A 13,699-nucleotide genomic window follows, 5' to 3' on the forward strand; every position below is an offset into this window, starting at 1 on the left:
AACGGCTTATCCACCTTGCTTGTGCCTATTCGTTGTAAGGCATGCGGGTATGTCCATAACGGATCGCCAACACCGCGAGCGCCAACACCAGGATGGCGGCCGCCAGCGCCACAATCTCCCAGCCTGTCATGTCTTTCATGCCCATGATGATGAAACGCGCAATCGCCACCATCGCTATATAAATCGGGTAGCGCACCGGCAGCTTGCCGCTGGTGAAATAAAGTCCAACCATGGTGAGAATTTCTAAATAGATAAACAGCAACAAAATATCCTGCAGCAGCACCTGACCACGTCCCGCCATGAGCAGCGTCTCTTGCCCGATAGCGACGATGGTAGCCAGTGATATCAGCAATAGACCGAGCCATTCGACAAAATACAAAGCGCGCATGACCAGGCTATCGTGTGACTGCGGCGTGCGTTTCATAATGTACCCCTTACAGGTTTTGAGTGCTTGCTGTAAATCTCGTTCTTTATCATTGCTTGAGACGCCGATCAAGCTCTTGGATCAGCGCATCTAGCACCTTTCCCATTATTAATCCCGCATGATGATGGTAAAGATGTAAGGTACAAACGACAGGCTCATGCAGGGCGCTGCGATCTTCGACCTGAAAGTCCATCCAGGTCAGCAGCGGCGCCTCACCGAGATGCAGGGCCACCCACCTGCGCTCGTCCAAGATCATGTCCACCGGCTGTCTGGGTATCTCCAAACGCAGGGGGCAAGCCAGTCTCCGCAACGCAAGCCGGACCCGGTTATAATGGGCCGCCTCGATACGCTTCGGCAGTGAGCGCAACGGAGTAATGCCGCCAAAATGAATGTCCTGCATAGTACCCTCCCTGTATGGAGACGAGCACCCACTAAGTTGCCCAGTTTACTTGGAAAATATTGCCTTAGCCAGCCTGCGGCAAGCACCTCAAGAAAGGTAAACCAACCCGCGTGAAGACTGCGACCCCTGATCTGTGGCCCCACACCGTTCAGGAGGCCATTGCCATCCAGAACACCTTGCGCGACAAGGTCATTACGCAAGACCAGCTAGGCGAGGTGCACCACGTCGGCGGGGTGGATGTCGGCTTCGAGAGAGACAATACTGTGGTGCGCGCCGCGGCGGTAGTGTTGAATTTTCCTGGATTGGAGCTTGTGGACTCCGCGCTCGCCCGAGCGCCCGTCACTTTTCCTTATGTGCCGGGGCTGCTCTCCTTCCGTGAGCTGCCCGCCGTGCTGGAGGCTCTGAAACTTTTGAAAATAACCCCGGATCTGATCTTGTGTGACGGGCAGGGTATCGCGCACCCGCGCCGCATCGGCATCGCCAGCCATCTGGGCGTACTCACCGATATACCCACCATAGGCGTTGCGAAATCCTTATTGATCGGCACGCATGAACAATTACCATCAGAACGCGGCGCCTGGCAACCACTCAGGGACCGGGGCGAGATCATCGGCGCGGCGCTGCGCACGCGCGCCAACGTCGCCCCTGTCTATGTCTCCCCCGGCCATCGGGTGAGCCTCCCCACCGCCATTCATTATGTGCTGGCCTGCACGACCAAATACCGCCTGCCGGAAACCACGCGTCACGCGCACCGCCTGGCCTCGGTTTTGAAGTGATAATTCGGGTAGAATTGGCCACCCCGCAGATAACAAAGCCAATATGAGCCCGTTCAACATCCCCCTCGAATTCATCTTCTTCGGACTCACCCTGCTAGGAGTAGCCATCTTACACCGCCGCAGCTTCGAGGTAGCGGCGTGTGGACTTGCCGTGATCATAGCCTACAAAGTATTCGTGCACGACCTGGATCTGTTGTCGCATCTGGCGCATGAGTGGCGGCTGCTGCTCAACCTGTTCGGCCTGCTGATCGGCTTTGCCATGCTTGCGCGGCACTTTGAAGATTCCGGCGTACCGGAACTGCTGCCGCGCTGGCTGCCGGATGACTGGAAGGGCGGTTTCGTGTTGCTGGTGCTGATTGCACTGCTCTCTACCTTTCTTGATAACATCGCCGCTGCGGTGATCGGCGGTGTGGTGGCGAAAAAGGTATTTAATGGCCGCGTGACGGTGGGCTACCTCGCCGCCATCGTCGCGGCAGCCAACGCGGGCGGTGCGGGCTCGGTGATCGGCGATACCACCACTACGATGATGTGGATCGCCGGTGTGCCGGCGCTGCATGTGGCCGATGCCTTCATCGCCGCCATCGTCGCGCTGATCTTCTCCGGCGTGATTGCGAGCCGCGCCCAGCATCGCGTGCAGCCCATACGCAAAAATCCTCCGCGCGGCGCCCATGTGCACCCTGAGGAGATCGGCGTATTCGGTGTGCTGGTGCTGGCGCGGCTCGCCATTGTAGTGCTCATTGTCAGCGGGCTCATCACCACCAATGTGCTGCTGGATTTTCCGGCCATCGGCGCCTGGCTTGCCATTCTGGCAGGCGGGTTTTTTCACCCTATCCCTTGGGGCGAAGCGCGCAAGGCGCTCAAAGGGTCGTCGTTTCTGGTCGCGTTGGTGCTCGCCGCCTCGCTGATGCCGGTCAAGACTTTGCCAGAGCCTTCATGGCAGACGGCCTTCGGCCTGGGCTGGATCAGCGCGGTATTCGACAACATCCCACTCACCGCGCTCGCCTTGCAGCAGGGTGGCTACGACTGGGGGCTGCTGGCCTTCGCCGTGGGCTACGGCGGCTCGATGATCTGGTTCGGCTCTTCGGCGGGCGTGGCGATCAGCAATATTTTTCCCGATGCAAAAAACACCCTGCGCTGGATCAAGGAGGGCTGGCATGTTCCGGTGGCCTATGTGCTGGGATTTTTTGTCATGCTATGGCTTTTGGGATGGAAGCCTGATTGATCCCTATGTGGAACGTAGGGCATGGAAGCAGCGGAGCTACACCGCTTGCCACTTGAGCGCTCGAACAACCCCTTTTTCGAACTCCACAATCACGTAGACCGAAAGCGCAATCAGCATAATCCGCAACCAGGCCTCGATTCCCAGGGGCGCGGAGTGAAACAGGGTCTGCATGAACGGCGCGTAGACATAGAGCAGTTGCAATAACACCACCAGAAATATCGTCAACGCAATATACGGATTGGTCGCTCCCGGCGTCCTGCCTCCCGTGCCGTACACGGATGTACCAATGTCGCGGGAGGCAGGACGCCGGGAGCGACCGACATTAGTACTTCCGTGTACGTCACCGGAAAACGCCCGCTGCGGCCAGGCGGCGTCAAGCAGGCGGCGGCTGTTCAGTAAATACACGGCCTGGAACATGACCAGGGTGGTGGCCGCCGCGGTGCGCGCCGCTTCCAGGCTGGCGCCCTGCGCCTGTTCCCACAGGAACATGCCCAGCGTTCCGGCGGTAATGAGGGCGGTGACCAGCACCGTGCGCCACAAAAAATAACGGGAAAAGACCGGTGCGCGCGGATCACGCGGCGGACGCCGCAGCACATCCGCCTCGGCGGGTTCAAACGCCAACGCCAGCGCCAGCGTCACCGCCGTCACCATGTTCACCCACAATATCTGCACCGGCAGGATGGGCAAGGTCAGCCCCAAGGCGATGGCGGTGACCAGGGTGAACGCCTGGCCGCCGTTGGTGGGCATGATAAAGAGCAGTGCCTTGCGCAGGTTGTCATAGACCGTGCGGCCCTCCTCAATTGCGCTGACGATGGAGGCGAAGTTGTCATCCGCAAGCACCATCTCCGCCGCCTCCTTGGCGACCTCGGTTCCGCTCACTCCCATGGCCACGCCTACGTCGGCGCGCTTCAGGGCCGGCGCGTCATTCACGCCGTCGCCGGTCATGGCAACGACCTCGCCGCGGCTTTGCAACGCCTCTACCAGACGCAGCTTGTGCTCCGGGCTGACGCGCGCGTACACATCTATCATAGCCACAGCCTGTGCGAGCGCCGCTTCACTCATCGTTTCAATCTCGGCGCCGGTGAGGACGCGCTTGCCGTCGCCGATACCGATCTGTCCGGCGATAGCGAGCGCGGTGGCGGCGTGATCGCCGGTGATCATCTGCACGCGGATGCCCGCCGCGTGACAGTCCGCGACCGCGCGTATTGCCTCCTCGCGCGGCGGATCCACCATGCCGCACAGGCCGAGCAGTGTGAGACCGCCGGCGACATCGCTGAAGCGCAACTCGCGTTGCCCCGCCTGTGACGTACACGGAAGTACTAATGTCGCGGGAGGCAGGACGCCGGGAGCGACCGCCGGTTTGCAGGCCAGCGCCAATACGCGCTGACCCTGCCCTGCCATGGCGCGTAATTGTTCATGCCAATATTCGATGTGCAACGGCTGCTGCGCGCCATTGATGCGTTCCTGGCTGCACATCTCCAATATGCGTTCCGGCGCGCCCTTGACATAGATCATTCCGTGCCCGGCATGATCGTGATTGAGCGTCGCCATAAAACGATGCTCGGATTCGAACGGGATCACATCGGTGCGCGGCCAGCGCTCGGATTCCAGCATGGATTCAAAACCGGCCTTGCGCGCCGCCACCACCAGCGCCGCCTCCGTGGGATCGCCGGTGATGCGCCATTGCCCATCGCGCAGGTCGAGCGAGGCATCGTTGCACAACAACCCCGCGCGCAGCAGCTCCGCGACAGCGGGATATTCCGCGACGTTGACGTGCCTGCCCTCGACCAAAAACTCGCCGTGCGGTTCATAGCCCACGCCGCTGACATGAAACGTCGCCGCGTGCGTAGCCACGGTCTGCACCGTCATCTCGTTACGCGTCAGGGTGCCCGTCTTGTCGGAGCAGACACAGGTCACACTGCCCAGCGTCTCCACCGCGGGCAACACGCGGATGATCGCGTTGCGCCGCGCCATGCGCTGCACGCCGATGGCGAGCGTAATGGTCATGATGGCGGGCAGGCCCTCGGGGATGGCGGCGACCGCCAGGCTGATAGCGGCCATGAACATGTCCACGGCGCTGTAATCCCGCACCCGCACACCGATGAAGAAGGTGATCACGGCTATCGCCACAATGGCCACACTCAACCCTTTGCTGAACTTGGCGATACGCCGCAACAACGGCGTCTCGATACGCTCCACCTCCGCCAGCAGCTCGGAAATGCGCCCGATCTCGGTGCCATCGCCAGTCGCCACCACCACGCCGCTGCCCTGGCCGTAGCGCACCAGCGTCCCGGCGTAGGCCATGCAGGTGCGGTCACCCAGAGGCGCGTGCAACGCCACCGGTTCAATGTCTTTTTCCGCCGGGAGCGACTCGCCGGTGAGCGAGGCCTCCTCGATGCGCAGATTTTTCACCTGTAACAGGCGCATGTCCGCCGGCACCCGGTCGCCGGATTGCAACAGCACCACGTCGCCGGGCACCAGTTGTTCGGCGGGAATCAGCACCTGCCGCTGATCGCGCAACACCACGGCCTTGAGCGACAACAGGCGCCGTATCGCCGCCAGCGCCTGCTCCGCCTTGCCCTCTTGAATGAAACCGATCAGCGCGTTGATCACCACCACGCCGAGAATAACGCCGGTGTCCACCCAGTGCTGCAACAGGGCGGTAATCCCGGCGGCGCCCAACAACAAATAGATGAGCAGATTGTGAAACTGCTGGAGCAGACGTTGCAGCGGTGAACGGCCGCGGCGCAGGGTGAGTTGATTGGGACCGTAACGCTTGAATCTCGCCCCTGCTTCGACTGAAGAAAGTCCAGCCTCGCTCGACTCGAAGTGTTGGAGCGCCTCGCGGTAACTGATGTCATGAAAGAGGGTTTGTTGAGACTTTTCCATGTCCTAGACTATCCCTAACCCCGGCTTTTGTTTATCTGAACACCATCGTTCGGCTGCCGTGCGCCAGCACGCGATCCTCCACATGATAGCGCACGCCGCGCGACAACACCGTCTTCTCGACATCCTTGCCGAGACGGATGAGATCTTCCACTGTCTCAGTGTGATCCACACGGATTACATCCTGCTCGATGATGGGTCCTGCATCCAGTTCCTGGGTCACGTAGTGGCATGTGGCGCCGATTTGTTTGACGCCGCGCTCGAAAGCCTGATGATAGGGCCGCGCGCCGACAAACGCCGGCAGCAGGCCGTGATGAATATTGATGACGCGGCTGGGATAGGCTACACAGAAGAAATCGGGTAATACCTGCATATAGCGCGCCAGCACAATCGCATCCGCTTGATGTTGTTCGCAGAGCCGCAAAATCTCCTGATGCGCGACAAGTTTGTTCTCCGGGACAATCGGGACATGTCTATAAGGAATCTCGTGCCATTCGACGATACTCCTCGTATCATCGTGATTGGAAATCACACATGGAATATCGAATTCAAATTCCCGGCTGCGCCAACGATAGAGTAGATCTGAGAGACAATGCTCCTGCTTGCTCACTAGGATCACCACACGTTTTTTGACCGCAGAATCGGCGATCTGCCACTGCATGTTGAATTCATCAGCCAGTTTTGCGAAGCGCGTCCGTAACTCTTCTAAGCCGAAGGGTAAAGTTTGAGCAAGAACCTCCACGCGCATAAAGAAATGGCGAGTCTGAGTCTCGGTGTGACTGGCGCTTTCGCCGATGCTGCCGCCGTGCGAGGCAATAAATGCACTTACCGCGGCGATGATACCGGGGCGGTCTGGGCACGACAAGGTGAGTACGTAGTGGCGAGACATGGCTAGAGCGACTTACCCTTGTTCCAAGCTTTCAAAGCAATCGGTCACGCAGTTATAGTGCAGTAGCTCGCCGCGGTCAATGTCGAAATACCAGCCGTGCAGGTGCAGCGTGCCCTGCGCCACGCGTTCGCGCACCCAGGGAAAGGTCGAAAGATTATGCAGTGAAACTTGTATAGCGGCCTGCTCACAGGCGCGCTGCCGAACCAGGGACGGCGCGTGCGCCAGTGTAGTGTTTATCTTTTGACGCGCGTCCTCGGCGATGGCCATCCACGGAATGATGAAGTCGCCCTGCGGGGCCTTGATACCTTGCAGCAGCGATTGTATGCCACCGCACTGTGAGTGGCCGAGGATCACGATGTGCTTGACCTCCAGTGTGCGCACTGCAAACTCCAGCGCGGCGCTGGTGCCGTGGTAGCCGCCGCCCATCTCGCAGGGGGGCACCAAGTTGGCGACGTTGCGCACCACGAACAGATCGCCCGGGTCGGAGTCGGTGATGATGGCGGGATCTACGCGCGAGTCGCAGCAGGCCACCACCATGACATTGGGGGATTGTCCTTGACGCGAGAGCTGATCGAACAGCTCGGGATGCTTTTCGAAATATTTGGTACGAAAGCGCGCAAAGCCTGCAGTTAGTTTTTTGATCTCTTCCATGCGCGTCTTGTCGTTATTTGTTTAGAGAAGTTAAAAAAGAGTACTTGCTTCCTCTCCCTCATCCGGCCCTTCGGGCCACCTTCTCCCGCAAGCGGGAGAAGGAGAGTTGGTGCGACCTTTAGCCGCAGATCCACGGGGGGATCTTAAACCTTTTCCTCCGTGTCGGGTACGCCTTCGCTGAACACGCGGCTCGCCAGGATATCTTCCGGCTCAATGGTGACCAAGTCTTTCTTGGTGAGCTTAGCGCCGGGCTTGGCAAACAGGCGATTCGCCTGGCGCAAACGTGCGCGGTCGAGCGCGTTGCGTGCACTGCGAGCGTTGGCGAAGTAAGGCATCTTCATGCGCTTTACGATGTAATCCGCGAACGCCTGCTCGGCCTCCGGGCTGAAACGGTACTGCTGAGCTTCCAGCATCAGCTTAGCTATGGACAGCAATTCATCGGCGCCGTAATCCGGGAAGTCAATGTGGTGGGCGATGCGCGAGGACATGCCGGGATTGCTTTGGAAAAACTTGTCCATGCGATCCTTGTAACCAGCCAGGATCACCACCAGGTCGTCGCGCTGGTTTTCCATCACCTGCAACAGAATTTCGATGGACTCGGCGCCGTAGTCGCGCTCGTTTTCCGGTTTGTACAGGTAATAGGCTTCATCTATGAACAGCACACCTCCCATAGCTTTTTTTAATACTTCCTTGGTCTTGGGCGCCGTGTGACCTATGTACTGGCCGACCAGGTCGTCGCGCGTCACCGACACCACTTCGGCGCGGCGGATGTAACCCAGGCGGTGCAGGATTTCCGCCATGCGTAGCGCGACCGTGGTCTTGCCGGTGCCGGGGTTGCCGGTGAAGCACATGTGCAGACTCGGCGCGCCGGAAGTAAGCCCCAAACCTTTGCGCAGACGATCTACTAACAAGAGTGCGGCGATCTCGCGGATGCGCGTCTTGACGGGTTTCAGACCAATTAATTCACGGTCGAGCTTGTCCAGCACCTCCTGGACGTGCGAGTCACGGAACGCGGCCTCCAGGTCCACCGGGGTGGCGTCAGACACGCTGTGCAGGGCGTTCACTTCAGGTTTGGGATCTTGCTCGGCGTTGGGCTCGCTCATGGCTTACCTCCAAAAAAATCCCTCCCCCTTTGAAGGGGGAGGGTTAGGGTGGGGGTGGTGAAACTTAAACATTGCACCCTCCCCCTCACCCCTCCCGTGAAGGGAGGGGATAATGAAATAGAAAACGGGGCGGCGTTGCGCCGCCCCTTTATAACAGAATTACTTACCGTACCGCTCACCCTCAGGTTTGTCGGTAGCGTAAGAGTGGATGGTGTAACGAATGTTACGTCCTTCCGTTTCTTGACGCACCAAGCCAAAACCCGGTTCATTCTTGGGCCGATTAACAATATACGACATGGTCGGACTTTCCACACCGCGTGTGGAGTCAAAAGCCGTTACGCGGATATAGTGATTCGGGAAGGTCTTACGGCAGTTGTTGATCTCCATCAAAATTCCGGCGGGATCTTTAAGGTCGAACATCGGATTGCCATACATTTCCCAATAGGTATTGCGCGGGTGAGGATCGTCGGTGTATTCAACGCCTATCGCCCAGTTGTTGTTCAACGCGTACTTGATCTGCGCGGTGATTTGCGCGTCGGTCAGGTCGGGCAGGAACGAAAACTGTCCCTGCGTAACCTTATTGCCCGGATTGGTCATCATAATCGTTTCTCCTTGATATCAATTAAGCACTGGCCGTGGTGGTCGGCACAAAGTCAGGGGTATCGGTGGAATCGTAGTTGAAGGTGATGTCTTTCCATGTATCCAGCGCGGCTTTGAGCGGGCCACACCACTTGGCGGCATCTTGCAGAATCTGCGGGCCTTCATTCCAGATATCGCGACCTTCGTTACGTGCCATAACCATGGCTTCGAGTGCTACACGGTTAGCCACCGCTCCTGCCTGAATCCCTTGTGGGTGACCGATCGTACCGCCGCCGAATTGCAGCACCACGTCGTCACCCAGATAAGTCAGCAACTGGTGCATCTGACCGGCGTGAATACCGCCGGACGCGACCGGCATAACCTTGTTCAGCGAAGCCCAGTCCTGTTCGAAGAACAAGCCTTTTTCCAGGTTCAACGGGGTGTGCGTGTCGAGCAGCGTGTCATAGTAGCCACGGATCATGAGCGGATCGCCTTCCAGCTTGCCCACAACCGTACCGGCATGGATGTGATCCACGCCCGCCATGCGCATCCACTTGCAAATCACGCGGAAGTTCATGCCATGATTCTTCTGGCGCGAGTAGGTCGAGTTACCGGCGCGGTGCAGGTGCAGAATCATGTCGTTCTGGCGGGCCCAAAGCGCCATGGACTGGATCGCGGTGTAACCGATCACCAGGTCAATCATGATGATGACCGAACCCAGTTGCTTGGCGAATTCCGCACGCCTGTACATTTCTTCCATGGTGCCGGCGGTGACGTTGAGGTAGTGGCCTTTAACCTCACCCGTGGCAGCAGACGCCTTGTTGACCGCATCCATGCAATACAGGAAACGGTCGCGCCAGTGCATGAAGGGCTGCGAGTTGATGTTCTCGTCGTCTTTCATGAAATCCAGACCGCCCTTCAGCCCTTCATACACCACGCGGCCATAGTTGCGGCCAGACAGACCGAGCTTCGGCTTGGTGGTGGCGCCCAGCAGCGGACGGCCAAACTTGTCCAGACGCTCGCGCTCAACCACGACACCGGTAGCGGGACCTTGGAAGGTCTTCAGGTAGGCAACCGGGATGCGCATGTCTTCCAGGCGCAGTGCTTTCACCGCCTTGAAGCCGAACACGTTACCGATAATGGAAGCGGTCAGGTTAGCGATGGAGCCGGGCTCGAACAGATCGAGGTCATAGGCGATGTAGGCGAAGTATTGCGCCTCGTTCTTGGTGCCAGGGCCGGTATTCGGCACCAGCTCAGAGCGATAAGCCTTGGCGCGATAGAGCTCGCACGCGGTCAGGCGGTCAGTCCATACCACAGTCCACGTAGCGGTGGAGGATTCGCCTGCAACGGCGGCGGCGGCCTCCTCGTGATCCACCCCGGGCTGCGGGGTGATGCGGAACATCGCCAATAGGTCGGTATCTTTGATCTTGTAATCAGGCTCCCAGTAGCCCATGTTTTTGTAAGGTAAGACGCCTGCTTTGTAGCGGTCCTTACCCTCTTTCATTGTTCCACCAGCTTCTGCTTTTGCCATAACAGCCTCCTAAAATAAGGGTGAAAAGACACCTCGCACCTGTATTAGAGCGAGGCCGATGCTATAACTGAAATGTACTTTACACAGCCAAAATCATAAATAACATTCAGTATTTTTGATTCTTAGTATAAGATGTAGCTTATATACGGAGTCTGTCTCATGATTAACACCAGTTTGCGGCAACTGCGCATCTTCGACGCTGTGGTGCGCCATTTAAGCTACACGCGCGCGGCCAGGGAGCTGCATCTGACACAGCCCGCGGTATCCATGCAAATCAAGCAGTTGGAAGAAAACACCGGCATCGCCTTGTTTGAGCAGGTGGGGAAGAAGATTTACCTCACCGAAGCGGGCAAAGAACTGCACCATTACAGCAGTGGCGTCGCCCATCAATTGGCCGAGGCCGAAACGGTGCTGGAGGAGTTGAAGGGGATCAAGCGCGGAAAACTGACCATCTCGGTGGTAAGCACCGCCAAATATTTTGCGCCTTACCTGCTGGCCCTGTTCAGCAAACGCTACCCGCAGGTGACGGTGAATCTGGAGGTTACCAATCGTGAGTCCCTGCTCGCGCATCTCGCCGCCAACGACCGGGACATGGTGATTATGGGCGTGCCGCCGCCGCAGCAGGATTTTGTCGCCGAGCCATTTATGGAAAATCCACTGGTGGTGATCGCGCCTTATAATCACCCGCTTACCCAGCAGCGCGCCATTCCGCTGGAGCGACTGCAACAGGAGACCTTTCTGATCCGCGAGCCCGGCTCCGGCACACGCATCGCCATGGAGCGCTTTTTCTCCGAACACAAGGTACAGATGATTACCGGCATGGAGATGAACAGCAACGAAGCGATTAAGCAGGGCGTCCAGGCGGGCTTGGGTCTGGGCATCGTCTCGGTGCACACCGTGGCGCTGGAGATGGAGGTACAGCGCCTGGCAGTATTGGATGTCGTGCACATGCCGGTCATCCGCCACTGGTACATCGTACACCGCAAGGACAAACGCCTGTCGCCGGTCGCACAAGCATTCAAGTCATTCGTCCTCAAGGAGGCTCGGCAGTTGTTGGAGTTACAGCTCAATCATGACCCGGCGCGGCTTGCGCAGCGCAAGGCAAGGCCTCGGCTTAAGGCGGTGAAAATCTAGCAGGCTGCCGGAAAGCAGTCTGCGTGCAGCGCAATGGCAAGCTGCGACGCACAGGGAAGAGCGGTAGCGAAGGGTTCTGCTAGTGTCGGTCGCTCCCGGCGTCCTGCCTACGGCGACATTGGTGCATCCATGTACGGCACGGGAGGCAGGACGCCGGGAGCGACCGAAGTAACAAGCGTGGTGCGAAAAGCGCCGCAAGGGCCGCCATTTTTCAAGCGACGCATCAATCCGGCCAGATGCGCTCCGGGTGGAGATTACGCAACGGATCATCCGGGCTGGACTGAGCCTGACCCGACTGCCGCGCACGGGGGGGCGCGACCTGTAGCTTGCCAGGCTTGGCTGCTCGGGGATGTACTGGTGTCATGGGTGGCAGGTCGCCGGGAGCGACAACTTCTTCCTGCGCAACATGTTCCGTCTTGGCGGCGCGCACCGCCCCGGCCAATTTGCTCGATAAATCTTTTTTACCCGCGGGTGTCTTGCTCATACAACATTACCTCCTCGATGACTGCTTCCAGTTCCTGCGCCGCCGCCTGCGCGCGTTTGCCAAAGTTGAAAACGCTCGCGCCCTCCAGCGCGCAACTGCGATATACGGCGCGCCGTTTAACGGTCTGCGTAAATGCAGGCAGGCCGAGTTCCGCCAAAGCCGTATGCATGGAACGCGCCATGGCATTGCGCGGCTCGACTTGATTTAACAGCACGCGCGCGCGCAACGCGCTGTTTTCGCGCCGCGCGAGATCAATCAGCTCGGCCATACGCACGCTGCCCCATAAATCAGCGGGCGAAGGCAGCACCGGGATAATCGCCAAATCCGCCAGCAGCAAGATATCCCGCAGGCCCTCATAAGCCCCCGAGGGAGGGCAGTCCACAATAATAAATTCATGGGCATCGCGCAAAGCGGGCAACACACGCCCCACGGCCGCCGGTGCGGCCACCGTCATCACCGGCAACCCGCGCGCGGCGTCCGCCATGCGCGCCCATTGCATGGCCGAGCCTTGCGGGTCGGCATCCACCAATAAACAGGTGCCGCGCTGCGCAAATCCGGCCGCCAGATTCAGCGCCAGCGTGGTTTTGCCTACCCCGCCCTTTTGGTTAATGACGGCATAGATTTTTCCCGCCGTCATTGCTGCGCACCGCGCGCCGGATCGGTGAGATCGTCAATGCGCGCGGCGAACTCGAAATCCTTGTGCTCCAGTTGCTCGCCGTTGCGAGCGTGAACGGTCACATTGACGTAATTGACGCCGAAGCTGGTGTCCGGATAATAACCCTGCTCCTCCGACAGCCCGGCCATGGCGTCCAAAAAACTGCGTGTTTCATTGTAGCCGCTGAATTGAAAGCGTCGGCTGAGCAAGGGTGGACGCTCACGCCATTGCCACTCCGGCGGCGCCTCAGCGGGCCGTTCATTACGCATGGTCGCGCTCCGCGTGCTGAGTCCGTATCCACTCATCAAGTTCATGGATATGCTCCACCTCGTCGTCCAGTATTTTGACGAACAGGGCGCGGCAACGCTCATCGCGCGCGCGCGCGCAGTAGCGCGCCGCCTCCTCATACAGGCGCACGGCTTCGACCTCCAGCAGCCGGTCGTGACGCAACAGCCCGGGCAAGTCGTCGGCCAGGCGCGTGGGCGTGAGCGCGGCGGAGGCGGGCGCGACTCCGCGTACCAGCAGCTCTTCCATGAGCAACGAAGCATGGCTCAGTTCCGCAGCGACATCCTCGCGCAAGCGCTCGCTCGCCTGCGTCATGCCCCACAGCGCGGTCAGCTTCGCCTGCGCCAGGTACTGCTGCACCGCCACCAGCTCGTGCGTTAACGCGCGGTTTAGGTAACTGATGATGCGCAAATCCGCTGTCATGGGTGCCATCTTGGGCTTGGGCCGAATGAATTCGGCCCTACAGCCGCGCCTTAGCTACGCGCCTGCGTGATGTCGCCATCGCGACCGCCGCCACTTTTACCGTCCGGCTTGTTGGGCAGGATCTGCTCCACCTCGCCGTGCACGCGCGCGATGATGTGCGCCGCCACCAGGCCGTCACCCACGCGCTCGCACGCATCCGCGCCAGCACGCACCGCCGCGTTCACCGCGCCGGTCTCGCCACGCACCAGCACCGTGAC

At 59.4% G+C, this 13,699-nt stretch carries 16 protein-coding genes; 3 read left to right on the forward strand and 13 right to left on the reverse strand.

The window, feature by feature from the left end:
- Positions 1 to 25: 25 nt before the first annotated feature.
- On the reverse strand, positions 26 to 424 hold the full coding sequence (locus HY028_10965; GenBank protein ID MBI3345355.1) for a phosphate-starvation-inducible PsiE family protein: 399 nt from the start codon (positions 422 to 424) through the stop codon (positions 26 to 28).
- Between the two features lie 49 nt (positions 425 to 473).
- Positions 474 to 824, reverse strand: a complete 351-nt coding sequence (locus tag HY028_10970) for a hypothetical protein (protein ID MBI3345356.1) — start codon at positions 822 to 824, stop codon at positions 474 to 476.
- Between the two features lie 110 nt (positions 825 to 934).
- Here HY028_10970 and nfi point away from each other — a divergent pair, with 110 nt between their 5' ends.
- Positions 935 to 1,600, forward strand: coding sequence for a deoxyribonuclease V (gene nfi, locus HY028_10975; GenBank protein ID MBI3345357.1), 666 nt, complete (start codon positions 935 to 937; stop codon positions 1,598 to 1,600).
- Between the two features lie 43 nt (positions 1,601 to 1,643).
- Positions 1,644 to 2,822: a citrate transporter gene (locus HY028_10980; GenBank protein ID MBI3345358.1), complete on the forward strand. Its 1,179-nt coding sequence runs from the start codon at positions 1,644 to 1,646 to the stop codon at positions 2,820 to 2,822.
- 36 nt (positions 2,823 to 2,858) lie between these two features.
- Here HY028_10980 and HY028_10985 read toward each other — a convergent pair whose 3' ends face one another.
- The 6 genes from HY028_10985 to HY028_11010 form a co-directional block, all read right to left on the reverse strand.
- On the reverse strand, positions 2,859 to 5,711 hold the full coding sequence (locus HY028_10985; GenBank protein ID MBI3345359.1) for a cation-transporting P-type ATPase: 2,853 nt from the start codon (positions 5,709 to 5,711) through the stop codon (positions 2,859 to 2,861).
- 31 nt (positions 5,712 to 5,742) lie between these two features.
- Entirely contained in the window at positions 5,743 to 6,597 is an 855-nt protein-coding gene (purU, locus tag HY028_10990; protein ID MBI3345360.1) for a formyltetrahydrofolate deformylase, read from the reverse strand.
- 12 nt (positions 6,598 to 6,609) lie between these two features.
- On the reverse strand, positions 6,610 to 7,248 hold the full coding sequence (locus HY028_10995; GenBank protein MBI3345361.1) for a carbonic anhydrase: 639 nt from the start codon (positions 7,246 to 7,248) through the stop codon (positions 6,610 to 6,612).
- Positions 7,249 to 7,391: 143 nt separating this feature from the next.
- The gene (gene cbbX / locus HY028_11000) at positions 7,392 to 8,351 is read right to left on the reverse strand and encodes a CbbX protein (protein MBI3345362.1); all 960 of its coding nucleotides are present in this window, start codon (positions 8,349 to 8,351) and stop codon (positions 7,392 to 7,394) included.
- Positions 8,352 to 8,510: 159 nt separating this feature from the next.
- Positions 8,511 to 8,951 (reverse strand): ribulose bisphosphate carboxylase small subunit, encoded by a 441-nt coding sequence (locus HY028_11005; protein ID MBI3345363.1) that lies wholly within the window; start codon positions 8,949 to 8,951, stop codon positions 8,511 to 8,513.
- Between the two features lie 22 nt (positions 8,952 to 8,973).
- Positions 8,974 to 10,461, reverse strand: coding sequence for a ribulose-bisphosphate carboxylase large subunit (locus tag HY028_11010; GenBank protein ID MBI3345364.1), 1,488 nt, complete (start codon positions 10,459 to 10,461; stop codon positions 8,974 to 8,976).
- A gap of 159 nt (positions 10,462 to 10,620) precedes the next feature.
- On the opposite strand from HY028_11010, the gene HY028_11015 reads away from it, so the two are divergent.
- The gene (locus HY028_11015) at positions 10,621 to 11,595 is read left to right on the forward strand and encodes a LysR family transcriptional regulator (GenBank protein MBI3345365.1); all 975 of its coding nucleotides are present in this window, start codon (positions 10,621 to 10,623) and stop codon (positions 11,593 to 11,595) included.
- A 223-nt stretch (positions 11,596 to 11,818) separates the two neighbouring features.
- On the opposite strand, the gene HY028_11020 is transcribed toward HY028_11015, so the two are convergent.
- The 5 genes from HY028_11020 to HY028_11040 all read right to left on the reverse strand — a co-directional run.
- Positions 11,819 to 12,079, reverse strand: a complete 261-nt coding sequence (locus HY028_11020) for a hypothetical protein (protein MBI3345366.1) — start codon at positions 12,077 to 12,079, stop codon at positions 11,819 to 11,821.
- Positions 12,057 to 12,716: a ParA family protein gene (locus tag HY028_11025; protein ID MBI3345367.1), complete on the reverse strand. Its 660-nt coding sequence runs from the start codon at positions 12,714 to 12,716 to the stop codon at positions 12,057 to 12,059. The genes HY028_11020 and HY028_11025 overlap by 23 nt, the downstream gene beginning before the upstream one ends.
- Complete coding sequence (locus HY028_11030) at positions 12,713 to 13,003, reverse strand: 4a-hydroxytetrahydrobiopterin dehydratase (protein MBI3345368.1); 291 nt, start codon at positions 13,001 to 13,003, stop codon at positions 12,713 to 12,715. Before HY028_11030 ends, HY028_11025 begins: the two co-directional genes overlap by 4 nt.
- Positions 12,996 to 13,442, reverse strand: a complete 447-nt coding sequence (locus HY028_11035; GenBank protein MBI3345369.1) for a bacterioferritin — start codon at positions 13,440 to 13,442, stop codon at positions 12,996 to 12,998. The genes HY028_11030 and HY028_11035 overlap by 8 nt, the downstream gene beginning before the upstream one ends.
- 50 nt (positions 13,443 to 13,492) lie before the next feature.
- Positions 13,493 to 13,699 (reverse strand): BMC domain-containing protein (locus tag HY028_11040; protein ID MBI3345370.1); only part of this gene is annotated, 207 nt, incomplete at its 5' end.

This window comes from Gammaproteobacteria bacterium, from assembly GCA_016195665.1.
Taxonomy (GTDB): domain Bacteria; phylum Pseudomonadota; class Gammaproteobacteria; order SURF-13; family SURF-13; genus JACPZD01.